Here is a 22964-nt window from a genome sequence, read left to right on the forward strand (position 1 = left end):
GGGGCATCGCATCGCTGCCACAACACGCGACGGTAGGCTGAGTGGAGTCAGGGTCTGGCATGAAAATTTCCTCTAAAGGATAGGATACGATCGGCACGCCTCCAAGGGTGCGCAGGACCTGCCTCGCCAAAGGCCCATCGATCGCGATCCGGAAGGCACGTACTCAAAAATACGCGCCTCTTTGGAGCAAACCGGCGCTCGCGTTGCTCTAACAAGACACCGAGCGTGACGGTCGAGCGCAGCCGTCACGGCGAGAGAGTCTCAAGCAACGGGAGCGTTTGCGATGGCTAACCGCATCCGAGCACCGCACAAGCCCAAGGCGTCGACGGCAACCCGAGCGCGCCCTCGAAGCGGACGGGGCGGCTCGCAGCGGCCCCTGGCGCCGGAGCCGTCCGCCGGTCGGCCGTCGTGGCAGGAGGAGCAGGCCGACGAGCCTACGGGGGCGCCCGAGCCGCACGAGGATATGTTTGCCGTCTGGGACCGGCTCGCCCACTACTCGATCGGCCGCTTCACGGCCGGGGTATCACCGGCGGCCCTGATGCTGGCCTATGGGGACTGGTGGTCGCATTTGATCACCTCGCCGGGCAAGCAGGCGCAGCTCGCCTACAAGGCGTGGCGCAAGGCAAACCGTTTCGCCGCCTATCTGCCGTACGCCATGCAGAGCCAGCACAGCGCATCGTGTGTCGAGCCGCTGGCCTATGACAAGCGATTCAAGGACGGGCCGTGGCAGGAGTGGCCCTTCAATGTGATTCAGCAATCCTTCCTGCTCACGCAGCAGTGGTGGCACAACGCCACGACCGGAATCGGCGGGGTGAGCAAGCATCACGAGGATGTAGTCAATTTCACCACCCGGCAGATTCAGGACATGTTCTCGCCGTCGAATTTCCTGCCGACCAACCCGAAGGTGTTGCGCCGCACCCTGGAGCGGGGCGGGCAGAATCTTGTGGACGGCGCTCGCCACTACTGGCAGGACGTTGCGCGCCTCGCCAGCGATCAACCGCCGCGGCCGGTGGAGCAGTTCCCACCCGGGCAGGCGGTCGCCGTCACGCCGGGCAAGGTGGTCTATCGCAACCGGCTCATCGAGCTGATTCAGTACGAGCCCACGACCGAGCAGGTGCAGGCCGAACCGGTGCTCATCGTGCCGGCTTGGATCATGAAGTACTACATCCTCGATCTGTCGCCGCAGAATTCCCTCGTGCGCTGGCTGGTCGGGCAAGGGCACAGCGTTTTCATGGTCTCCTGGAAGAATCCGGATCGCGAGGACCGGGACCTCACGTTGGAGGATTACCGGCGGCTCGGGGTGCTCGAGGCGCTGGCGGCGGTCAATGCCATTGTCCCCGAGCGCAAAGTCCATGCCGTGGGCTATTGCCTGGGAGGGACACTGCTCTCGATCGCCGTCGCGGCGATGGCGCGCGACGGCGACGAGCGCTTGGCGAGCGTGTCGCTGTTCGCGGCCTTGACCGATTTCGAGGAAGCCGGCGAGCTCGAGCTGTTCATTGACGAGAGCCAGGTGCATTTCCTCGAACAGCTCATGTGGCAGCAGGGCTACCTCGAAGACTGGCAGATGAAGAGCGTATTTCAGCTTTTGCAGTCCAACGACCTCATCTGGTCGCAGCGGGTGCAGGAATATCTGCTGGGCGAGCGCGCGAGCGCCTTTGATCTGATGGCCTGGAGCACGGACGGCACGCGCATGCCCTACCGCATGCACTCGCAGTACCTGCGCCGTCTTTATCTGGCCAATGAGCTCGCCGAGGCGCGCTATCGGGTCGACGGTCATACGGTCGCGCTGAGCGATATCGAGCTGCCGATGTTCGTGGTCGGCACCCGCAAGGACCATATCGCGCCGTGGCGCTCGGTCTACCGGATTCACCGCCTCGCCGGCGGCGAGATCACCTTCGTTCTGACCAGCGGCGGCCATAACGCCGGCGTCATCAGCGAGCCGGGCCACCCGCGCCGCGTGTATCAGATCGCGGACAAGCGCCCGGACGCCGGGTATGTCGATCCGCAAACCTGGGCCGGCGAGGTTCCCGAGCGGGAGGGCTCGTGGTGGCCGGAATGGAGCGCGTGGCTGGCGCAGTATTGCTCCGGCAAAGTCGCACCGCCCGCGCTCGGCGCGAGGGATCGTGGCTACCCGCCGCTTGATGATGCCCCCGGTCAGTATGTGCTGCAGCGTTGACCGGAGCGTGAGGCGCTATCGCGTACGAGGCGCAGAGGCTGGGATTGACGTTGTGTCGCGGCGGCGAAAGCCGTTGCGTCGAGCTTTTGCACGGAGGATGGCTCATGGAGCTCAACGGTAAAACGGTGGTGGTGACCGGCGCGGGCCGCGGGCTGGGTCAGAAAATGGCGCAGATGATCGCCGCCAGGGGCGCACGGATTGCGGCGGCCGGCGTGAAGGAGGAGATGTTGCAGGAGACGGCGCGTTTGTGCCGCGAGGCCGGTGGGGAGGCCAGATGCTATCTGACCGACGTGGCCGACGAGGCGGCGGTGGAACGGCTGTTCGCCACGGTTGCCGACGAGTTCGGCGGTGTCGATGCGGTGGTCAACAATGCCGGAGTCAACCGCGATGCCCTCCTGGTCAAGGTCAAGGACGGCGAGATCGTCTCCAAGATGCCTCTGGAGAGCTGGGATGCGGTGATCAAGGTGGATCTGCGCGGGGTGTTCCTCTGCGCACGCGAGGCGGCCGTCAAGATGATCGAAAGCGGCCGGGGTGGGGTGATCGTCAATGTCTCGAGCATATCCCGCGCCGGGAATATCGGGCAGACCAACTATGCGGCCGCCAAGGCGGGCGTGGTGGCGATGACCGTGACCTGGGCCGAGGAGCTGGCACGCCATGGTATCCGGGTAGCCGCGATCGCCCCCGGTTTCTGCAATACGCGGATGGTCTCGGACATGCCCGCGAAGGTGCGCGAGAAAATCGAGGCGAAGACCCCGCTCGGGCGGTTGGCCGAGCCGAACGAGATAGGGCATTCCGTGGTCTATCTTCTTGAGAACGACTACTTCAATGGCCGCGTGCTCGAGGTGGACGGCGGGCTGCGATTGTAAGCGGTGTCGGTCGCCGCGGCATTGTCGCGATAAACGTGAACAACGAAAGGAGGCTAAGATGGCGAGTACTGACGATCTGCGAAAGGAGCTCGATAAGCTGAAGGCGGACATGGCGCGCTTGCGCTCGGATACGAGCGAGGTCAGCCGTACGCTTCGCGAAATCGGGGGCGATGAGTTGCGGGCATGGGGAGAGTCCGCGGAGCATGAGTTTCAGCGGCGCCGTCAGCGCCTGCGGCGCGGCATGGATGCGGGGCGCGAACGCGGCCGACGGGCCATGGAAGAGATGGAGGAGGAGGTGGGCGCGCATCCGTACGCCAGCGTTTTCGCGGCCCTGGGCGTCGGATTTATCCTGGCGAAGCTTCTCGATATCGTCACGCGTCGCTGACGCCCGGGTAAATGAAAAACGGGGACGGCCGAAAGCGCGAATGCGAATAACAGCGCGACGCTGACGGCCCCCGTGGCTCGTTCGCCGAACCCTTGAAGTCGGCGGGCACGTTCGACCTGCCCGGTTAGCCGCGCGGTGTGGCTTTTGGGTTAGAATTATCTAAAAACGGCGGGACATCGGAAGGGGGAAACAACCGGCCGGGAGCATTGACCCGTCGCCGTCGTGATGCGGCAATCGGTGCGTTTTCGCATCGCCGTCGCTCGCAAGCGGATACTGTGGCCATTTCCCTTGCCCTCAGGCCCCTTTTGGGACGAGGGGGAAACGGTCGTGATCGAAGGGGGCCCAATGAAGCGAGTCCGAAAACTCCCGTTCGCGGTGCGCAGGGAGGATCCCGTTTGGATACCCATGGCCGATGGGGTCGAGCTCGCGGCTCGCCTTTGGTTGCCGGAGACTGCCCGGGAGACCCCCGTTCCGGCCATACTGGAGTACATTCCGTATCGTCGTCGGGATGGCACCGCGGTTCGAGACGCCACGGTTCATCCCTATTTCGCCGGGCACGGCTATGCCAGCGTGCGGGTCGATCTGCGTGGCAGCGGAGACTCGGGCGGCGTGCTGCGCGACGAGTATTTGGAGCAGGAGCTCGCTGACGGCGAGGCGGTGCTGCGGTGGATCGCGGAGCAGCCCTGGTGTAACGGCTCGGTCGGGGTGATCGGAATCTCCTGGGGCGGTTTCAACGGTCTGCAACTTGCGGCCCGGCGGCCGCCGGAGCTCAAGGCGGTGGTCACCGTGTGCTCGACCGATGATCGCTACGCCGACGACGTGCATTACATGGGCGGCTGTCTGCTCGGCGACAATCTCTCCTGGGCCTCCACCATGTTTGCCTACAACTCCTTGCCTCCGGACCCGGAGGTGGTGGGAGAGCGCTGGCGGGAGATGTGGCTCGAGCGTCTGGAGGGCAATGACCCGTGGCTGGCCACCTGGCTCGAGCATCCGCATCGCGACGCTTACTGGGAGCACGGCTCCATTTGCGAGGATTTCGCGGCTATCGAGGCGCCGGTGCTGGCCGCGAGCGGCTGGGCCGACGGCTATTCGAACGCGGTATTTCGCCTGTTGACTCACCTCAAAGCCCCACGGCGGGGCTTGATCGGTCCATGGAGCCACAAGTACCCCCACATCGGGGAGCCCGGCCCGGCGATCGGTTTTCTGCAGGAGTGCCTGCGCTGGTGGGACCAGTGGCTTGCCGGCAAGGAAACCGGGGTCACCGAGGAGCCGATGCTGCGGGTGTGGATGCAGGACAGCGTGCCGCCGACCACAAGCTACGCGCACCGACCGGGTCGCTGGGTGGCCGAGCCTTTCTGGCCGTCGGATACGATCAGCACTTTGTCTCTGCCGCTGGCCCCCGGGCGGCTGGTCATGGCGGAAACCGAGCTGCCACTGCATGAATCCACGCTTACGGTGCAATCCCCGCTGACCTGCGGGTTGTTTGCGGGCAAGTGGTGCTCCTATGCCTCGGGACCCGATCTGGCGCACGATCAACGCGAGGAAGACGGCGGGGCGCTGACTTTCGACAGTCTGCCGCTCAATGAGCAGATCGAAATCCTCGGCGCGCCGGTGGTGGAGCTCGAACTCTCCGCCAATAAACCCGTGGCGATGATCGCTGCACGGCTCTCGGATGTGGCGCCGGATGACAAGGCGACCCGCGTCACCTACGGGCTTCTCAACCTTTGCCATCGGGACACTCACAAAGCGCCCGCGCCGCTCGAGCCGGGAGAGCGTTACCGGATTCGCCTTGAGCTTAACGATGTCGCGCAGGTCTTTCCTGCGGGCCATCGCCTGCGACTGTCGATCTCGACCTCCTATTGGCCGCTTGCCTGGCCGCCGCCGGAGCGGGTGCGGCTCACGCTCTACGACCGGCCGAGCAGTCTCGTCCTGCCGGTGCGGCCCCGCCGTGACGAGGACGAGCGGCTACGGGCCTTCGGCGAGGCGGAAGGGACGCCCCCGCTCATTTGCCAGATGGTCGAGCCCCCGCTTCATAACTGGTATGTGCATCGCGATCTCGCCGAGGATGTATCGACGCTGGAGGTGATCAACGACGACGGGGTCGTGCGCCTCAAGGACGTGGGTATGGACGTCCGGATCAAGGCCGAGGAACGCTACTCCTCGCGCGACGACGACTTCGACTCGATACGGGGCGAGACCCGTTGGGAGCGCGGGTTGCGCCGGGGTGACTGGTCGGTGCGAACCGTGACCTACACGTTGCTTACGTCGACAGCGGACGCCTTCGAGCTCCATGCCTACCTGGATGCCTTCGAGGGAGAACGTCGGATTTATTGCCGGTCCTGGACTTACACTATCCGACGTAACCTGGTTTAGGCACGCGAGCGACGCGCGTCCGAGTGGCCGGTTGCGCGGTTACAGTCGCAGACTCTTCGGGTCCACCTCGAGCAATGCGCTCGCGGCGCGGACCAGCGCGCGGGCGACCTGCTCCGTGGTGCTGAGCGATACCCACTCGTTGGCGGCATGCGCCTGTTCCAGGTCCCCCGGCCCGTACAGCACGGTAGGTGTCTCGGCGAGCCGAATCCAGGCGGACATGTCGCAGCCATAGGGCGCGGCGACGATTTTTGGAGACTCATTGAACACCGACTCGGCGGCATCGCACAGGCAGTCGACGAGCGGATGCTTGATGGAAGTCTGCGCCGAGCCGAAGCCGAGTGCCTTCCAATGCAGGACGGGCGGGTGGGCGCGTAACCATTCGTTTCCCTGAATGCTCTCGTGCAACGTCTGTTCGAAGCGCGCCTGCGCCTCGGGTATGGTCTCGTTCAAGGCGACCCCGACGCGCAGCTGAACCTCCAGGTGATCCATCACGCTCGATGACCAGCTGCCCCCTTGTATGACGCCCATGTTCGTCGCGTACGGCAAAGCGAGGTCGCACATTAAGGGGTGCTGCTCCGACTCGTTGAGCTTGAGTTCGGCTTGGCGCAGCAGTTGGTGAATGGTCAGGTAGTGGTCCAGCGCATTCTCCCCGGATAGGCGGTCGCTCGCGTGCGCGGAAAGACCCGGGACTTCGATGACGCAGGACATTGCTCCCGCATGGGCCACGACCAGCTCCGGCTGACCGCCTCGGCAGGTCGGCTCGGGGATGATCGCGGCATCGGCTTTCCAGCCGCGCCGGATGGCCGCCAACGTGCCGAGGCCGCTGTCCTCCTCGGCGGGTACCGCGACGAAAGCGACTCGACCGGGAAAGTCGCGCGGCCCGCTGGCAAAGGTCTCGAACGCCTCCAGCGCCGCCACGATGCCGCCCTTCATGTCGGCGGCGCCGCGCCCGTAGATCCGATCGCCATCGCGTGTGCCGGAGAAAGGGTCGAGCCGCCATTGGTTGTAGTCACCGGGCGGTACCACATCGATGTGGCCGGTGAACAAAACGGTGGGTCCGGGGCGCGCGCCGCGGATGATTCCCGCCACCACCGGTAACCATGCGCGTTCCACCTCGTGGCCGGGATAAGCCGGGTCGATGACCAGCTTGGCGATGCTGTCGTACCAGTAGTCCAGCTCGGCGCCACCGGCGCTGAGCCAGTCGGCGATTCGGCGCACGACGGCTTCCTCGTCGCCGGTGATGGAAGGCAGGCGGATGAGGTCCACCAGACGATCATGCACGCGCTGCGAGTCGATGAGTTTCGATCGATCCTTCACAAACAGATACCCTCGCTCGGCGGGACGGTGACAGAGTCGTTTATGAAATGACCGAGCGCAACCGGCGCGCTGGCGGGCTCTCGCGGTCGGTTTTCCGGTAGCCGGTCTGTCGCGTCAAGCCTCGCGGCGCCGGCACGACAGCCGTCACGATACGCCGTCATCCTTGCCGACGCCCGTGCGCTACTGCGCACCGACACCTTAGATGTGGTCCCGTGGAACCCGCAAACACCAGTCGTTCTCGAAAATCAGACGTTCGTGCTCACGTGCCTCGAGCCGCGCGCTGATATGAAAATCCCGGGCGTCGGCGCGCATTAGGATCCACATTCGCGAATGCGCGTGCCACTCACCGCGGCGAAAGCCCGCCGTTCGGCGTATTTCGCCGTGCACCGAGAGGGGATCGTCGTTGCGGGCCGAGTAGCGCTCTTGACCGGTCATCTCGACCTCGGTGCCCGTCGCTTCGATTCGGTAGATCCCATCCGAGTCGTTCACCTCGAGCGTGGAAGTATCGGTTTCGAGATCACGCTCGATGCGCCAGTCGTAATTGCCGGGTACTACGGCTGTCGTTTCGACCAATGGCGAGCCGGCCGGCCCCGGCAGATCGGGCAGCCGGGCATCCTCAGGACGGGGCTCGCGGACTGGCAGTGACAGGCTGCTGCCCGCCGTATACAGGCGCATGCGGACCAGTTCCGGCGGCGGCCAGGCCAAGGGCCAGTAAGATGTCGACAGCGCCAGGCGCACCCGGTGCCCGGCTGGAAAGCGCTGGGCGATATGCTTGAGTGATATCCGCACGCGGTAGCGCCGGCCCGGCTCCAGCGGTTGCGGAGACTGGTGGCCATCGCGGTGGGCGAGGTTCAGCAGCCCATAGCTCACGCGGCACACGCGCCCGTCGGGGTGCAGGTCGCCCAAGCGCACGGCCACCATTGCCAATGGCCGGTCAACGGCGATCTCCAGTTCTACGTGCGGCGCGCCGAGGATTTCCAGCGCTTGTTCCAGCGGTGCGCTGTCGAAGACGAGTGAGCCGGCATCGTCTTCGCGCTGATCGCCTGGCATATCCGGTCCGGCCGCATAGGAACACCATTTGCCTGCCATGAGCCCGGTGCGCAGAGGGGAGCGGATATCGAGCTCGCTGGCGGCGTGCTGCGTGCCAGGCGCCACCATCCCCCCGGCCACGAACGCCAGGCGTTGTGAGCGGATACGCGCGGAAGGCCAGCGATCTTCCACGACCCAGCGGCCCTGGCGTGTTCGGTAGCGGTGGGCCGGGGGTACGCTGTCCTGCATCCAGGCGCGCAGCATGGGTTCGTCCATGACGCCGGTCGGCTTCCCCTTTAGCCAATAATCCCACCAGCGCAGCGATTCCTGCAGAAAACCGATGGCAGGCCCGGCCTTGCCCAGGTGCGGATAGCGGTGGCTCCACGGACCCACCAGACCCTTGCGAGGGACGCGCAAATGCCTCAATAGGCGGAAGACGGCATTACAGTAGCCATCCGCCCAGCCACCGACGGCAAACACCGGACAGCGGATGGCGGAATACTCCTCGGCCACCGAGCCGTGTTTCCAGTAGTCGTCCCGCCGCTGATGGCGCGTCCATTCCTCCAGCCACAAACCGCTGCCCCGCAGGCGTTCGAGCCAGGCCACGCGCCACGCCTCGCCCACACACTCCGGATCCGGCGGGCAGGCGTTGTAGGCGAACATCACGCCCGCCCAAGAGAGATTATCCAGCAGCATGCACCCGCCCATGTAGTGCACGTCATCCGCATAGCGGTCGTCGGTGGAGCACACGGTGATGATCGTCTTCAACGACGGCGGCTGCAGGGCGGCGATCTGCAGCGCATTGAAACCACCCCAGGAGATGCCGAGCATGCCGATGCGCCCGTCGCACCAGGGCTGCCGGGCAATCCACTCGATGACCGCCACGCCGTCGGCAAGCTCTTGCGGCGTGTACTCATCGCTCAGCACGCCCTCCGAGTCACCGCTGCCGCGCAGATCCACGCGTACGGCCGCGTAACCGTGACCCGCGAGGTAGGGGTGGGTCACCGAATCCTCATAGGTTCGAAGATCGCGCTTGCGGTAAGGGATGTATTCGAGAATCGCCGGCACCGGCTCGCGTTCGGCCGACTGAGGCAACCAGATGCGGGCGGCCAGGCGAGTGCCGTCCGCACCGCGTACCCACACGTGGTGCATTTCCCGCACCGCGTGGGGGAATTCACGCACGGTTTGCATGTTGTCTTGGTTCTCCGGCCTCACTCGCGAACCTCAAAGCGCAGATTGCGTCGGCAGTAACGCCAGGTCTCGCGTAACGCCTGCGGGTCCTCGGCGCCCAAGTACGCGAGCGCGAGCACGTAGCTGTAACTGTCCTGGTGGGTGAGCTCCGATAAACGGGTGCCCGTTGTGACGTGGAGTTCGATTACCAGTCCTGGAATTTCCTGCTCCAGCGCGGCGATCTCGGCGGCGCTCGGCACGCGCGTGACGACGCCGTCGCGGTAGCGGCGCAGGAAACAGCAGGCCGCGTAACGGAAAGCACCGGCGCCGTGCGGCAGACGGGGGCGTCGTCCGAGCGCCACTTCGACCACCACCTCGTGGTTGGAGACGCCGTCCACCTTCTCGAAGAGCTCGCTGTGATGCTGAGCGATTCGCGGATTGACCTCCAATAGCCAGACGCGCTCGGCGTTTCGGTCGTAGAAAAACTCGATATTGAAAGCGCAGTCGTCGAAACCGATATGCGTCAGCAGCCGCTGCGCGATCGATGTCATATCGCGCGTCACCCGCTGCGGCAGTCGCGAGGGGTACTGGTAGCGCAGAAAGCTGGAGCGATTACGCGCCCGAATCGAATCGACGATGCCGTGTATGTGGACTTCGCCGGCGAGGACATAGCCTTCAAGCGTGCATTGACGCCCGCCGATCAGAGACTCGGCAAGGCAATGATTGGCATCGATACGGGCAATCTGCGGCGGCAGCTCGAGGTATTCGAGAATATGGTTGAATGGCTCCGAGAACACGGCGATTTTTTCCCGGATCATCCCGACCGCTTCGTGGAGTTGCTGGCGGTCGTGCACGCGGAAACCCAGGAAGGAGCCGGCCGATTTGACCGGCTTGATCCAGAAGGGGAATTCGAGTGAGATCTCTGCGATCGAGCGGTCATCGAACGGGTCGAAGGCTTCGAATCGCGGTATGTGCTCGGGGACGATCTCGCGCTGAACGACGCGGCTCCAATACTTGTGCTCGCATTTGAGCAGACTCTCCAGGGAGGCCGAGCGCAACCCGAAGCGCCGCGCCAGGATGGGCAGCATGGTGCTGACAGGGAAATCGACGTAGCCGATCACGGCATCCGGCCCCTGCGGGAACGCGGCGATTCGCTCGCCTGCGCGGCGCAGCAGCTCGGCAATCGGGAAATGCTCCGCTTCCAGGACCTCCTCGGGGGCGAGCACACCGTGGAAACGATACTCGCCGGCGCGCGGCAGCCGCTCGAGCTTGCGCCGATTGAACTCGTTGAGGCCCAGGACGAAGATTTCTTGCTTGCGCAAGCCCTTCACCGCCACCGTGTTCCACCGTTATGGAAGAATCGGTAACCGATTCGGCGAATGGAGTCAATATCTCTCGAAGCGGGGCGCCCGTCGGGTGATGCCCTTGTGTACGTCTCGGGCGGCGAGCCGCTTACGCTCGAATGCTTCGCCAGCCCGCCGCTGCTGTGGCCGGCGCGGACGCCTGGGGGTGGGATGACGCCCCCGGTAGCCTAGCGCCGCAGGGCCTGCAGGAACTCGGCGAGTGGGCGGGTGTTGAGCACGTCCGACGGCTCGATCCAGCCGCGTCGGGCCTGATCGACGCCGAAGCGGATCTTGGCCAGATCCGTCGTCGAGTGGGCATCGGAGGCGATCACGAGGGGCACGCCCATCTCCTTTGCCAGACGGCAATGCGTGTCCTTGAGATCCAGTCGGCTGGGCTGGGCGTTGACTTCCATGCACACGCCGCGTTCCCGGGCCGCCTCCAGCAACGCTTCGAGGTCGATATCCATGGGCTCGCGCTCGTCGATAAGGCGCCCGGTGGGGTGAGCAAGGATGTGCACGCGCCGCTGATCCATGGCGCGGCGCAGGCGGTCCATTTGCCGCCGGCGCGATAGCCGCAGCTGTGAGTGCACGGTCGCCACCACGATGTCCATGCGCTCCAATAGCGCATCCGGCACGTCGAGTCGGCCATCTTCGAGAATGTCGACCTCGCAGGAGGCGAGCAGCCGGATACCGGGCTGGCTCTCGTTGTAACGCTCGATGGCCTCGATGTGGCGGTTCAGCCGCTCGGGATCGAGACCGCGCGCCACCCGCGCCTGCTGTGAGTGATCGGTGATGGCGAGGTATTCGTAGCCGCGCGCATGGGCCGCCTCGGCCATGGCCGAAAGCGTCGCGCGCCCGTCGCTGGCCACGGTGTGGCTGTGCGTATCGCCGCGCAGGTCCGCGACCCGGATGAGCTGTGGCAGGCGGGCATTTTGCGCCGCTTCGATCTCGCCGTTGCCCTCACGCAGCTCCGCGGGGATCCAGGGCAGATCGACGGCGGCGAAGACCTCCTCCTCGCTTTGGCCGGCGATCGGGTCATCGCCCTGGAATACGCCGTACTCATTGATCTTGAGGCCGGCGGCAACGGCCAAGCGGCGGATTGCGATATTGTGCGCCTTGGAGCCGGTGAAATAGTGCAGCGCGGCGCCGAAGGCGCTCTCGCGGACCACGCGAACGTCCACCTGCAGGGCGCCGCTCAGGAACATCGTGGCGCGGGTCTTGCCCTGCGAGACCACGGATTCCACGCCGTGAAACGAGTGCAGCGCCTCCATGACGGGTGCGCTGCGCTGACAGGTCACCAGGATGTCCAGGTCGCCCACCGTTTCCTTGCGCCGGCGATAGCTGCCGGCCACGACGACGCGGTCGACGCCCTCGACCGCGGACAAGTGCTGCACCAAGGGATGCGCGCGGTCCTCGGCGATGTCCAGCCGGGTGCGCTTTCCTGACTCGCTGCGCTGCCCCAGCGCTTCGAGAATTTTCGCCTGCAGCTTTGTGCCGAACCCCTCGAGCGAGGCGAGGCGGTCTTGGCGGGCCGCGTCCTCCAGCTCGGAGGCGCTTGTGATCCCTAGCTCGTGGTAGAGCTGCTTGATCCGTTTGGGCCCCAGGCCCGGCAGCTCCATCAATTCGCTCAGGGCCACGGGCGTCTGTTGCGCGGCCTCGTCCAGGGCCGGCAGTCTCCCGGTGGTGACGATCGTGCGGATTTTCTCGGCGATGGCCGAGCCCACGCCCGGCAATTCGTCGAGCGGCTCGCCGGCTTCGATGCGATCGGCGAGCGCATGAGGGTAGCCGGAAATGACGCGGGCCGCGTTGCGATAGGCGCGAACCCGAAAGGGGTTCGCGCCCTCGATCTCCAATAGATCCGCCAGCTTGTCGAAGAAGCCGGCAATTTCCGTATTCGCTAGCGCCATGCCCGCTCCCGCGGTATCTCTCGGCGCTCGATCAGCCTCGGCCCATGGCCTCCAGCCGGCGGATACGCTCTTCGGTGGCCGGATGGGTGGCGAATAGCCGTGCCAGGTTCAGCCCGCCGAGCGGATTGACGATGAATAGATGCGCCGTGGCCGGGTGATCGGCCGCCGTCTTGATCGGCGCGCGTGTGTTGGCCTGCTCCAGCTTGCGCAGCGCGCTCGCCAGACCGCGCGGGTCTCCGGTGAGCTCCGCGCCGCCTTGATCGGCGCCGAACTCGCGGGAACGCGAGACCGCCATCTGGATCAGCACCGCGGCAAACGGTGCCAGAATCATCATCGCCAACGTGCCCAGCACACCGCCACCGCCCTCATTGTCGTTGCCTCTCAGCCCACCGAACAAGAGCAGCCACTGCGCCATATTGGCGAGCATGGTGATCGCGCCGGCCAGCGTCGCTGCGATGGCGCTCACCAGAGTATCGCGATGGCGCACGTGACTGAGCTCATGAGCCAATACGCCGGTGAGCTCCTCGCGATTCATGATGCGCATCAGCCCGGTTGTCGCCGCGATGGCGGCGTGCTCAGGATTGCGCCCGGTGGCGAAGGCGTTCGGGGTATCGCTCTCGACGATGTAAACCGCGGGCATGGGTATCCGAGCCCGTCGTGCCAGGTCTTCGACGACCGAGTAAAGCTCTGGCGCGTTGCTCGCTCCGACCGGCTGCGCCCGGTACATGCGCAACACCAGCTTGTCCGAGAACCAGTAGCTGCCGAAGTTCATCACCACGGCCAAGAGCAAAGCCACGACCATGCCGCCGTTGCCGCCCAGAGCCTTGCCGGCTATCAGCAGCAGTGCCGTGAGGCTTGCAAGCAAAACGGTGGTGCGCAGAGTGTTCATCGATCCTCCTCAAGGATGCTCAGGGTTTGACGAGATCATCCGCCACGCTCGTTGCGATCCCTGATATGGCACCGGCGCCCGCGCATCTCAAGCCCTGACCGGGCCGCAGGGCCGCCACGGCCCGACCGCGGATCAATCGATACCGCTTGGGCGTTCGGCGCGGGGTTCGACCAGGCAGGCCAGGGCGGTAAAACCGCTATCGGCAAGCGAGCTTGCGTCATCTAAGCTTGTCTAAGTAAGAAGGTCCCAGATAATTATATCAACAGGCCGACGGGAGGTTGGCAGTATGCAGCGCGTCGCTCAGTTTGACGTTGGCTACACCGGCTATCTGGATCACGAGCTGCGGGTGAGCGGGCCGTTGCCCGAGTTCGCCCGCGATCCCGCCCAGCTGATCGCGGCCTACCGCGCCATGACCAGTGCGCGCGCCTTCGACCGCAAGGCGATCAACCTGCAGCGCACGGGGCAGCTCGGGACATTCGCCTCGTGCCTCGGTGAGGAGGCGATCGCTGTCGGTGTCGGCTTGGCGATGCGTCCGGAAGACGTCTTGCTGCCCATGTACCGCCACCACGGCGCTTATCTCAGCCGCGGCGTGCGCATGGAAGAGCTACTGGCCTACTGGGGCGGCGACGAGCGCGGCATGGATTTCCAAAACGCCCGCGAGGACTTCCCGGTTGCCGTGCCGATCGCGACTCAGGCGCCGCACGCGGTCGGGGTGGCTTATGCCTTCAAGCTTCGCAAGGAGCCGCGTGTTGCCGTTTGCCTGCTCGGTGATGGCGCAACGTCGAAAGGCGATTTCTACGAGGCCATGAACGCGGCCGGGGTCTGGAAGTTGCCGGTGGTGTTTCTCGTATCCAATAACTTGTGGGCCATCTCGGTGCCGCGCGCGCTGCAGAGCGGGGCGCAAACGCTGGCGCAGAAAGCCATCGCGGCCGGCTTTGCCGGTGAACAGGTGGACGGCAACGACTACATCGCCGTGCGGGACCGTCTCGATCAGGCCCTGGAGCGCGCCCGCAGCGGTGCCGGCCCGAGTCTGATCGAGGCGCTCACCTATCGGATGGGGGATCATACGACGGCGGATGACTCGCGGCGCTACCGCAAAGCCGAGGAAGTCGAGGCATGGCGGCGCCGTGACCCCCTCGACCGATTGCGCGGCTATTTGCTGCAAAGCGGGGACTGGTCGGAGAAGGACGAAGAGGCGTTGCAGGCAGCCTGCCAAGAGGAGGCGGATCAGGCGGCGGAGGTCTATCTCGACCGGCCGCCGGCCTCGCCGGCGAGCATGTTCGATTACCTCTACGAGAGCCTGCCGCGCGCCTATGCCGAGCAACGGAACAGCCTGACCGGCTCCGAGGGATGATGAACAGGACAGGCTCGATTCACGTCCGGATCTGGGCACTTTCAAGCGCAGCCCAATTTGTCTTTTGCAACAGCAGGAAAGAATCCGGCCTGCGCCGCTCGCCCGACCCGGGATGAGGTCCCGCGGTTCGGCAACTAGGATGCACGGCAGTCGTCGAGGGGAGAGAGCAAGACATGGCTGAGATGACCTTGGTTGGGGGCGTGAATGCCGCGCTCGCCTATGAGATGGCTGCCGATGACCGGGTGCTGCTCCTCGGTGAGGACATCGGGGTCAATGGCGGGGTCTTCCGCGCCACGGAAGGGCTGCAGCAGCGATTCGGGTCCGAGCGGGTGATCGATACGCCGCTGGCGGAAGGGCTCATTGCCGGCATGGCCGTGGGGCTTGCCGCACAGGGACTGCGCCCGGTGGCCGAGATTCAGTTCATGGGTTTCAGCTATCCCACGCTCGATCAGCTGATCAGCCACGCCAGTCGGCTGCGCAATCGCACCCGTGGGCGTTTGAGCTGTCCGATGGTGATGCGGGCGCCGTTCGGCGGGGGCATTCACGCGCCTGAGCACCATTCCGAGAGCACCGAGGCGTTGTACGCGCACATTCCGGGGCTGCGCGTGGTGATCCCGTCTTCTCCGGCGCGGGCTTATGGACTGTTGCTCGCGGCGATTCGCGATCCCGATCCGGTGGTCTTTCTGGAGCCGAAGCGGATTTATCGGCTGACCAAGCAGGAAGTGGCCGATGACGGCGAAGCCTTGCCGTTGGATGTGTGCTTCGTGGTCCGGGACGGCACCGATATTACGCTGGTTACCTGGGGGGCGGCGATTCACGAGACCCTGCAGGCGGCCGAGCAGCTTGCCGCGCAGGGGGTGCGCGCCGAGGTCATCGATGTTGCCACGCTGCGGCCCCTCGATACCGAAACCCTATTGGAGTCGGTGGCGAAGACGGGGCGCTGCGTCATTATCCACGAGGCGCCACGCGCCGGCGGCTTCGGTGCCGAGATCGCGGCCGTCATCGCGGAACACGGCCTGCTCGATCTGCTGGCGCCGGTGGTCCGCGTCACGGGATACGACACGATCATGCCGTTGCTCAAGCTCGAGGCGCACTATCTGCTATCGGTCGAGCGCATCGTGGAAACGGTACAAAAGACACTGGAGTTCGCATGAGCACATTCACGCTGCCTGATCTGGGAGAAGGGCTTGCCGAGGCCGAGATCGTGGAGTGGTTCGTCGCGGTGGGGGAGAGGATCGAGCGGGATCAGCCGTTGGTCTCCGTGGAGACGGACAAGGCAATCGTGGAGATCCCGAGTCCGCAGACGGGGCGGATCGAGGAGCTTTTGGGCGATAGCGGCGACGTGATTCATGTCGGCGATCCGTTGGTGGTGTTCGGCGATAGCGACACGAAAGGCCAGGAAAAGCCGCAATCCACGGCGGCGCCGCGCGCCGCGCCGAGCGAGCCACGCGAGGCGGCACGCGACAGCACCACCGTCGTCGGCGAGGTGCGCAGCGGCAACGAGGTCATCGCGGAGGAGGCAGCCGAGGTGAGCCGGGGCATCCGCGCGACGCCGGCGGTGCGGGCCTTGGCACGGCGCCTGGACGTCGATTTGGCGGCCATCACGCCCACCGGTCCGGGCGATACCATCTCCCGTGACGACGTGCAACGCGCCGCCCAGACACTCGCCGATGCCGGGCCGCTGGAGCCGCTGCGGGGCGTCAGGCGGGCCATGGCTCGGACCATGACGCGAGCCCACGCCGAGGTCGTCCCGGTCACGGTGTCCGACGATGTCGACGTGGAAGGTTGGCCGCAGGGTACCGATATCACGCTGCGGCTGATACGCAGCATCGTGGCCGGCTGCCGGGCGGAGCCGAGCCTCAACGGCTGGTACGACGGCCACTCGATGGGCCGCCGGCTGCTGGAGAAGATCGATCTGGGCATCGCCGTCGACAGCGAGGACGGGCTGTTCGTTCCGGTATTGCGGGACGTGGGTAACCGGAATGCCGAGGATTTGCGCGGCGGTCTGGACGCGCTGGTCGCCGATGTCAAAGCACGCAGCATTCCACCCGCGGAGATGCGCGGCTACACGATTACGCTATCCAATTTCGGCACCATCGCCGGGCGCTATTCCGACCCGGTGGTCGTTCCCCCGACGGTGGCGATCATCGGCGCCGGAAAAATCCGCCCGCAGGTGGTCGCGGTGGACGGCAAGCCTGCTGTGCATCGGGTATTGCCGCTGTCGCTGTCGTTCGACCATCGCGCGGTCACGGGTGGCGAGGCCGCGCGTTTTCTGGGGGCGATGATGATCGATCTGGCACGGCCGAGCTGACTGCGCCGCACGGAACAGGGCGGCAACACCCACCCGGTCGAGGGGGGAATGTGCAACAAGGGTAAGCGGCGAAGCGAATAGAGAGGAGGGGGGCGACGACATCGAGCCGGCTCTCATCGTTTCATGGCACCTCGTGGCGCCGGCAGAGCACCAGTGGGAAACCGCGTTGGCTAACGGGAGGTCGAAAAGATGACCACATGGACCCCTGACCCGACATTCTATCCTTCGCCGCGCTTGGCGATGCAGGCCCCCCCAGAGACTCTCGCCTATGTGGCGCTGCTCGACGCCGCGGGTTCGAAACGCCCCGACGCGCTGGGCGTGGTGGATGTGGATCCCGGCTCCGCGAGCTACGCTCGGCTGATCGGTCAGGTGGACGTGCCGAACCGGGGGGATGAGCTCCACCACTTCGGTTGGAATGCCTGCAGCTCCTGTCTGTGTCCATATGCGCCCCATCCGCATATGGAGCGGCGCTACCTGATCGTGCCCGGCTTGCGCTCCTCGCGCATCCACGTGTTTGATATCAAGCCGGACCCTCGCCAGCCGCAACTCGTGAAGATCATCGAGCCCGAGGAACTCGCGGCCCGTACCGGCTATTCTCGGCCGCACACCACCCACTGCGGACCGGAGGGAATTTACGTAACGGCCCTCGGAAACGCCGAGGGCAAGGGGCCGGGCGGGATTTTTCTGATGGACCATGAGACGTTCGAGATCCGCGGCCGTTGGGAGGTGGATCGCGGACCGCAACATTTCGCCTACGATGCCTGGTGGCATCTGGGCTACGACACGCTGGTGACCAGCGAGTGGGGCACTCCGGATATGATCGAAGGGGGCTTGGTACCGGAGTTGCTGCTGCAAGGCGCGTATGGCCACCACTTGCATTTTTGGGACCTGCAGCGCCGGCGTCACCGCCAAGCGGTGGACTTGGGCGCGCAGCAGCAGATGGTACTGGAGCTCAGACCGGCTCATGACCCTACCCGCGCTTACGGATTCGCCGGGGTCGTACTCAGTCTGGAGGATCTCGCGGCCTCGGTGTGGCTTTGGTACAAACCGAGCGGCAACGGCGCATGGGAGGTACGCAAAGTCATCGAAATTCCAGCGGAGCCGGCGGCGGAGGAGCAGCTGCCGCCGCTGCTCAAGGCGTTCAAGGCGGTCCCGCCCTTGGTTACCGATATTGATCTCTCGCTTGATGATCGTTTCCTCTACGTCTCCTGCTGGGGTACGGGCGAACTACGACAGTACGAGGTCTCCGACCCCTTCCACCCGGTGCTGGCCGGCTCCTGTCGCCTGGGCGGCATTGTCTCGCGCGCGGCGCATCCGGCTTCGGGGGCGCTCGCAGGCGGTCCGCAGATGGTGGAGATCAGTCGCGATGGCCGCCGGGTTTATCTCACCAACTCCCTCTACCGCGCCTGGGACGATCAGTTCTATCCCGCGGGATTGGAAGGGTGGATGGTCAAGCTGGATGTGCAGCCCGAAGGGGGTATGCAGCCGGATCCGAATTTCTTCCTCGCCTTCGACCCGGCGCTGCGTCCGCATCAGGTTAGGCTCGAGGGGGGGGACGCCTCCTCGGATTCTTTCTGTTATCCGTAGCGCCTGTGGTCGCCGGCGTCGAGCTTGCGGGGCCGGTGGAATGCGGCCATGGCTGATACCTGGGCATGGATCGCGCTGATCGGTCTGGGCGCCTTTCACGGCATCAATCCCGCGATGGGCTGGCTTTTTGCGGTGGCTCTGGGGCTGCATCGCGGACAACGCCGGGCCGTGCAGTTGGCGCTGGTACCCTTGGCCCTGGGCCATGCCTTGGCGATCGGCGCGACGCTCGCCGTGGCGGCACTGCTCGGTCGCGCGCTCGATCCCGGGATCGTGGGAGCCGTTGCCGGCGCGCTGCTGATGGCCTGGGGCCTGTACCACTTCGTGCGCGGGCATCACCAGCGCGTGCGTGTGGGCATGCAAGCGGGTTTCGCCGGTCTCATGCTCTGGTCGTTTCTGATGGCCACGGCGCATGGTGCCGGCTTGATGCTCCTGCCCGTATTTTTCACCTGGGGGGCAGGGGCGCATGGCCATGCCGGCCTGTTTTCGGTGGTGACGCTGCCGCTGGCACTGGGCGCGGTTGCGGTGCACAGCCTGGCCATGTTGGGAGTCACCGGCGTGACCGCGGTAGCCGTTTACGAGTGGATCGGGCTTGCCGTGCTGCGACGTGGCTGGATCAACATGGACTGGCTGTGGTCGGCCGCGCTAATCAGCATGGGGGCAATGCTTTTCGCCGTGTTTTAGTCACGGCGAAGCGCGCTCCGCGCTCAAAGGGCAGGCGACACCTCGAAAGCCCTCCTGCATGTGCTTTTCCTTGGCGTGAGGCCGATTGGGCAGAGCCGCGGCCGCCGTCGACCGCAAAGCGGCTCATCGCCGCTCCTCCGCCGTCAGGATCTCGACCCGGATGTCGAGGCGTTCTCCCTGCGAGTGCGCGCTGCGGGTGCCGCGCACGATTCCCGAGCGATTGTGCGCGGCTGTTTCTCCGACCGCTCCGAGCGAAAGCCATTCTCCAGGGCGGCCGGAGACGGTGCTCACGATGCGGCGATGCGAAACCTCGCCGCCCGCTACCGTGCCGTCACTTTGTGCTACGCCGATATCAACGCTCACGCGCTCGCCGACGACATGAGCGGTAGCGTAAAATCCCTCGGGCCAGTATTGGAAGCGCCGCCGTTCCGTGTAGGCGGCGCCGTTTACGCCGAAGAGGGCGCTGCGGTTAATGATCGGCACGCTCCGCCCGCTATCGATGAAGGCCGGGCGGCCTTCAATGGTGGTGACTGTCTGAATCAGGCGAGCATCCTCCGCCGAGCCCGTGCGGTAGACCCTAGCGCCATCGCGTTGGACCTCGGCGCCGGCATCCGTAGCCAAAGCATCGCTTACACGACGCACGCTGATGCGCAGCGAGCGCGTCGGCACATCCAGCGTTCGAGCCATTTCCCGCAGCCGATTGACGCTTGCCGGCTCGCCGCGCAGGATCAATCGCGAACCGGCCGCCTTGACCACCACGCCTTCTTCGAGCGCCGTCAGAGCGGGCAGTAGATCCGCGGCGAGCCGGTGGTGCAGTTCCACCACTTGCAAATCCGCCGCCGCCACACCGCCGAGCAAGCTCAGCAGCATGGCCGCAACGCGCGAAAGCGAGCGCATCGGCCGCCTCAGAGATGGAGTCGGCGCAGCGCTGGGTCGGCTGTTGCCGCTTCCCATAGCGGGTCGAACTCCTGGATGAGCAACCGTGCCTGCAGCGGGTCATCCGGCTCGGCCGTCCCCTCGTAACGGTTCCAGTTCGGGCGGTGCACCACGGCCCGGCGATCCACCACCAAAAATGCATCCGAGCGCTCGCGCGCCGTTTCGGCGATACGGCGTATCTCGATGAAGGTGCTCAGCTGCCGGGCGAGCTCAATGAGGCGATGGCCCCGTGTAATGGCCGGGCCGGCATCGCGAGTGAGGATGTAAATGCCCGCGCGGCGCCCGGAGATGGCGAGTGCCCTGAGGGCATCCAAAAAGGGCTGATGATCGTAGAGGCGCGGCTCCAGGTCCGGGCTATAGAGGTGCACCTCGCGTCGGGCGGCGCACACGAAGGCGACGGCCACTTCCCGCGTCTCCTCGAGCGAGGCAAGTGTTTGTGGCGAGCCGAGCGTTGTCTCGTCCATGGCGACTCCAGGCGCCGCGCCATGCAGCGCCGATGAAACCGGCCCACAGGGTCCGAATTCGAACGCTTTGCGCTCTAGCCTCTCCTAAAGCGGCGGAGCATGCAAGCGCGGGGTGCCCGCGAGCGGCGGCCTGAGCCGGATCTGGGATCTGGTAATGGGGCTTGCCTCAGGAATACATGCCGCGCTCCTCGCATCGGCGAGGGTGAGGCGGGGTGGCGAGCGCGGTACGAGACCGGCAAATCCTTGATGGCGGACGCGCCCATTGCGCACGAAGCGGTGTGTCGCCAGCTGCGCCCCACGGAGCGAGTCATGGGCTTGAGAGCTGACGGGCGGCGCGCCGGAACGCCGCGATAATATCATCTTCGCGTGGATGCTGGCCCTCGCTCAACACCCGCGCGCCGGCCACCCAGACCTCGCGAATCAGCCCGCCGTCGCCGGCGAACAGCCAGCGGTTGAGCAGATGCTCCGTCGGGCAGCCGGTCAACAGGGGATGTTCGCCGTCCAATACAATCAGATCGGCGCGCCGTCCCACGGCGATGGCACCGATGGGTTGTCCGACGGCGCGGCTCCCCCCCTCGGCCGCGCTCGCATAAAGGTTCTCGCCTACGGAGCGTCGCTCGGGATGCCACAAACGATTGCGCCGCTCGGCGCGCAGGCGTTGACCGTATTCCAGCCAGCGCAACTCGTCGACGACGCTGATCGAGACTTGGCTGTCCGAGCCGATACCGAACCGCCCACCGGCACGCAGAAACGCCTCCGCTGGAAACACGCCGTCGCCGAGGTTGGCCTCCGTGGTCGGACACAGGCCGACGATCACACCCTGCCGGGCCAGGCGAGCGCACTCCGCGGCATCGACGTGCGTGGCATGGACGAGGCACCAGCGCTCGTCGGGCGCGAAGCGCTCGATGAGCCATTCCACCGGGCGCTGCCCGGACCAGGCGCGACAGGCCGCAACCTCCCGTCGCTGCTCGGCGATGTGCATGTGGATGATCGGGGTCTGCGACAGTGCTTGCACAATGCTGTGCATCTGGACCGCTGTGACGGCGCGCAGTGAGTGAAAAGCCGGGCCGAGGGCGGCGAGTGGCTGATTTGCGACGGCGTGCTCGAGCTCTTCGTATAGCCGCATGTAGCTTGTCACATCGTTCAGGAAGCGCCGCTGCGCCGCACTCGGTGGCTGGCCGCCGAAATCCGCGTAACTGTAGAGCACGGGCAGCAGGGTCAACCCAATGCCGACATCGGCGGCGGCGAGAATCCGCTTGCCGAGTTCCCCGCGGCTGGCATAAGCGTGCCCCCGCGGCGCGTGGTGCAGGTAGTGGAACTCGGCCACCGTGGTATAGCCACCGCGCAGCATTTCCAAGTAAGCGTAGCGGGTGATGGCTTCCAGTTGACCTGGCGTGAGCCGATTGACGAGCCGGTAGAGCGCCTCACGCCACGTCCAGAAGCTGTCATCATGGGGGCCGGCGATCTCCGTGAGGCCGGCCAGCACGCGCTGAAAGGCATGGGAGTGGACGTTCGCCATGCCCGCAAGCACCGGGCCGGGCAACCGCTGGGCGCCGTGCGATGCAGCGTCGCGCTCGATACGCTCAATGTGGCCGTTACCATCCAGACTCAGGCGAACACCCTCCGCCCAGCCGCTCGGCAACAGTACCCGCTCTGCATAAAGCGGTCGCATCGCTGCCTCGGTGCGCCAGCCCCCCGTTGCCCTGAGATGTGCCGCAATCGCCGCCCAGGACAGCGCTCGGCAGTCCAAGACCGGGCTACCACAGCGCTCGGGGCGAATCGTGGCTTTCCTGACTATAAAGAAAAGAAGGAGGGCACGACAGACCCCGCCGGTGCCAGGAGATGCATGATGAGCCTCACGCAAACCACCCGCCGCGATGATTCACGCTGTATCCGCGCCCCGCGCGGGCCGACTCTCACGGCCAAGTCGTGGCTCACGGAGGCGCCGCTGCGCATGTTGATGAACAATCTCGATCCGGAGAACGCGGAGAATCCGGCCGAGCTCGTCGTCTACGGCGGCATCGGTAAAGCGGCGCGCAACTGGGAATGCTACGATCGGATTGTCGCGACGTTGCGCCGCCTCGAAGCCGACGAGACGCTGCTGATCCAGTCCGGCAAGCCGGTGGGCGTGTTCGAGACCCACCCGGATGCGCCCCGCGTGCTGATCGCCAACTCC

General features: G+C 65.6%; 17 protein-coding genes and 1 pseudogene. 10 read left to right on the forward strand and 8 right to left on the reverse strand.

Features of this window, described 5'->3' with window-relative positions; genetic code table 11:
• Positions 1 to 283: 283 nt before the first annotated feature.
• The 4 genes from AC52Q4_RS06855 to AC52Q4_RS06870 all read left to right on the forward strand — a co-directional run bounded on the left by AC52Q4_RS06855 (position 284) and on the right by AC52Q4_RS06870 (position 5800).
• Complete coding sequence (locus AC52Q4_RS06855; protein ID WP_495536058.1) at positions 284 to 2176, forward strand: PHA/PHB synthase family protein; 1893 nt, start codon at positions 284 to 286, stop codon at positions 2174 to 2176.
• A gap of 104 nt (positions 2177 to 2280) precedes the next feature.
• The gene (locus AC52Q4_RS06860) at positions 2281 to 3042 is read left to right on the forward strand and encodes an SDR family oxidoreductase (RefSeq protein WP_495536059.1); all 762 of its coding nucleotides are present in this window, start codon (positions 2281 to 2283) and stop codon (positions 3040 to 3042) included.
• A gap of 58 nt (positions 3043 to 3100) precedes the next feature.
• Entirely contained in the window at positions 3101 to 3427 is a 327-nt protein-coding gene (locus tag AC52Q4_RS06865; RefSeq protein ID WP_495536060.1) for a hypothetical protein, read from the forward strand.
• A 345-nt stretch (positions 3428 to 3772) separates the two neighbouring features.
• On the forward strand, positions 3773 to 5800 hold the full coding sequence (locus AC52Q4_RS06870) for a CocE/NonD family hydrolase (RefSeq protein WP_495536061.1): 2028 nt from the start codon (positions 3773 to 3775) through the stop codon (positions 5798 to 5800).
• Positions 5801 to 5839: 39 nt separating this feature from the next.
• Here AC52Q4_RS06870 and AC52Q4_RS06875 read toward each other — a convergent pair whose 3' ends face one another.
• From AC52Q4_RS06875 to htpX, 5 genes are all read right to left on the reverse strand, one after another.
• On the reverse strand, positions 5840 to 7117 hold the full coding sequence (locus AC52Q4_RS06875; protein WP_495536062.1) for an ArgE/DapE family deacylase: 1278 nt from the start codon (positions 7115 to 7117) through the stop codon (positions 5840 to 5842).
• Positions 7118 to 7315: 198 nt separating this feature from the next.
• The gene (locus AC52Q4_RS06880) at positions 7316 to 9337 is read right to left on the reverse strand and encodes a CocE/NonD family hydrolase (RefSeq protein ID WP_495536063.1); all 2022 of its coding nucleotides are present in this window, start codon (positions 9335 to 9337) and stop codon (positions 7316 to 7318) included.
• Between the two features lie 20 nt (positions 9338 to 9357).
• Positions 9358 to 10653, reverse strand: a complete 1296-nt coding sequence (locus AC52Q4_RS06885; protein WP_495536064.1) for an ATP-grasp domain-containing protein — start codon at positions 10651 to 10653, stop codon at positions 9358 to 9360.
• Between the two features lie 194 nt (positions 10654 to 10847).
• On the reverse strand, positions 10848 to 12566 hold the full coding sequence (gene polX / locus AC52Q4_RS06890; RefSeq protein ID WP_495536065.1) for a DNA polymerase/3'-5' exonuclease PolX: 1719 nt from the start codon (positions 12564 to 12566) through the stop codon (positions 10848 to 10850).
• A 31-nt stretch (positions 12567 to 12597) separates the two neighbouring features.
• A complete protein-coding gene (gene htpX, locus AC52Q4_RS06895; protein ID WP_495536066.1) occupies positions 12598 to 13455 on the reverse strand; it encodes a zinc metalloprotease HtpX in 858 nt (285 codons plus the stop codon).
• Between the two features lie 286 nt (positions 13456 to 13741).
• Here htpX and pdhA point away from each other — a divergent pair, with 286 nt between their 5' ends.
• The 5 genes from pdhA to AC52Q4_RS06920 all read left to right on the forward strand — a co-directional run bounded on the left by pdhA (position 13742) and on the right by AC52Q4_RS06920 (position 19388).
• Positions 13742 to 14809: a pyruvate dehydrogenase (acetyl-transferring) E1 component subunit alpha gene (pdhA, locus tag AC52Q4_RS06900; RefSeq protein ID WP_495536067.1), complete on the forward strand. Its 1068-nt coding sequence runs from the start codon at positions 13742 to 13744 to the stop codon at positions 14807 to 14809.
• Between the two features lie 173 nt (positions 14810 to 14982).
• Complete coding sequence (locus tag AC52Q4_RS06905) at positions 14983 to 15963, forward strand: alpha-ketoacid dehydrogenase subunit beta (RefSeq protein WP_495536068.1); 981 nt, start codon at positions 14983 to 14985, stop codon at positions 15961 to 15963.
• A complete protein-coding gene (locus AC52Q4_RS06910) occupies positions 15960 to 17120 on the forward strand; it encodes a dihydrolipoamide acetyltransferase family protein (RefSeq protein ID WP_495536069.1) in 1161 nt (386 codons plus the stop codon). The genes AC52Q4_RS06905 and AC52Q4_RS06910 overlap by 4 nt, the downstream gene beginning before the upstream one ends.
• Before the next feature lie 189 nt (positions 17121 to 17309).
• Positions 17310 to 18707, forward strand: coding sequence for a selenium-binding family protein (locus tag AC52Q4_RS06915; protein WP_495536070.1), 1398 nt, complete (start codon positions 17310 to 17312; stop codon positions 18705 to 18707).
• Positions 18708 to 18755: 48 nt separating this feature from the next.
• The gene (locus AC52Q4_RS06920) at positions 18756 to 19388 is read left to right on the forward strand and encodes a hypothetical protein (RefSeq protein WP_495536071.1); all 633 of its coding nucleotides are present in this window, start codon (positions 18756 to 18758) and stop codon (positions 19386 to 19388) included.
• Positions 19389 to 19511: 123 nt separating this feature from the next.
• Here AC52Q4_RS06920 and AC52Q4_RS06925 read toward each other — a convergent pair whose 3' ends face one another.
• The 3 genes from AC52Q4_RS06925 to AC52Q4_RS06935 form a co-directional block, all read right to left on the reverse strand.
• Positions 19512 to 20285 carry a secretin N-terminal domain-containing protein gene (locus AC52Q4_RS06925; RefSeq protein ID WP_495536072.1) on the reverse strand — a complete coding sequence of 258 codons (774 nt, stop codon included), beginning with the start codon at positions 20283 to 20285 and terminating at the stop codon, positions 19512 to 19514.
• Positions 20286 to 20293: 8 nt separating this feature from the next.
• On the reverse strand, positions 20294 to 20788 hold the full coding sequence (locus AC52Q4_RS06930; protein WP_495536073.1) for a DUF7931 domain-containing protein: 495 nt from the start codon (positions 20786 to 20788) through the stop codon (positions 20294 to 20296).
• 307 nt (positions 20789 to 21095) lie between these two features.
• On the reverse strand, positions 21096 to 22460 hold the full coding sequence (locus tag AC52Q4_RS06935; RefSeq protein ID WP_495536074.1) for a formimidoylglutamate deiminase: 1365 nt from the start codon (positions 22458 to 22460) through the stop codon (positions 21096 to 21098).
• Between the two features lie 177 nt (positions 22461 to 22637).
• On the opposite strand from AC52Q4_RS06935, the pseudogene AC52Q4_RS06940 reads away from it, so the two are divergent.
• Positions 22638 to 22964: pseudogene (locus tag AC52Q4_RS06940) on the forward strand (urocanate hydratase); the annotation flags it as partial.

The sequence above is a fragment of the Nitrococcus sp. genome (genome assembly GCF_059432795.1).

Coding starts and splice junctions, on each gene's coding strand:
- htpX (WP_495536066.1), bottom strand. CDS start 13,455: ATGAACACTCTGCGCACCACCGTTTTGCTTGCAAGCCTCACGGCACTG.
- AC52Q4_RS06860 (WP_495536059.1), top strand. CDS start 2,281: ATGGAGCTCAACGGTAAAACGGTGGTGGTGACCGGCGCGGGCCGCGGG.
- pdhA (WP_495536067.1), top strand. CDS start 13,742: ATGCAGCGCGTCGCTCAGTTTGACGTTGGCTACACCGGCTATCTGGAT.
- AC52Q4_RS06865 (WP_495536060.1), top strand. CDS start 3,101: ATGGCGAGTACTGACGATCTGCGAAAGGAGCTCGATAAGCTGAAGGCG.
- AC52Q4_RS06880 (WP_495536063.1), bottom strand. CDS start 9,337: ATGCAAACCGTGCGTGAATTCCCCCACGCGGTGCGGGAAATGCACCAC.
- AC52Q4_RS06905 (WP_495536068.1), top strand. CDS start 14,983: ATGGCTGAGATGACCTTGGTTGGGGGCGTGAATGCCGCGCTCGCCTAT.
- polX (WP_495536065.1), bottom strand. CDS start 12,566: ATGGCGCTAGCGAATACGGAAATTGCCGGCTTCTTCGACAAGCTGGCG.
- AC52Q4_RS06855 (WP_495536058.1), top strand. CDS start 284: ATGGCTAACCGCATCCGAGCACCGCACAAGCCCAAGGCGTCGACGGCA.
- AC52Q4_RS06935 (WP_495536074.1), bottom strand. CDS start 22,460: ATGCGACCGCTTTATGCAGAGCGGGTACTGTTGCCGAGCGGCTGGGCG.
- AC52Q4_RS06925 (WP_495536072.1), bottom strand. CDS start 20,285: ATGCGCTCGCTTTCGCGCGTTGCGGCCATGCTGCTGAGCTTGCTCGGC.
- AC52Q4_RS06910 (WP_495536069.1), top strand. CDS start 15,960: ATGAGCACATTCACGCTGCCTGATCTGGGAGAAGGGCTTGCCGAGGCC.
- AC52Q4_RS06870 (WP_495536061.1), top strand. CDS start 3,773: ATGAAGCGAGTCCGAAAACTCCCGTTCGCGGTGCGCAGGGAGGATCCC.
- AC52Q4_RS06920 (WP_495536071.1), top strand. CDS start 18,756: ATGGCTGATACCTGGGCATGGATCGCGCTGATCGGTCTGGGCGCCTTT.
- AC52Q4_RS06930 (WP_495536073.1), bottom strand. CDS start 20,788: ATGGACGAGACAACGCTCGGCTCGCCACAAACACTTGCCTCGCTCGAG.
- AC52Q4_RS06915 (WP_495536070.1), top strand. CDS start 17,310: ATGACCACATGGACCCCTGACCCGACATTCTATCCTTCGCCGCGCTTG.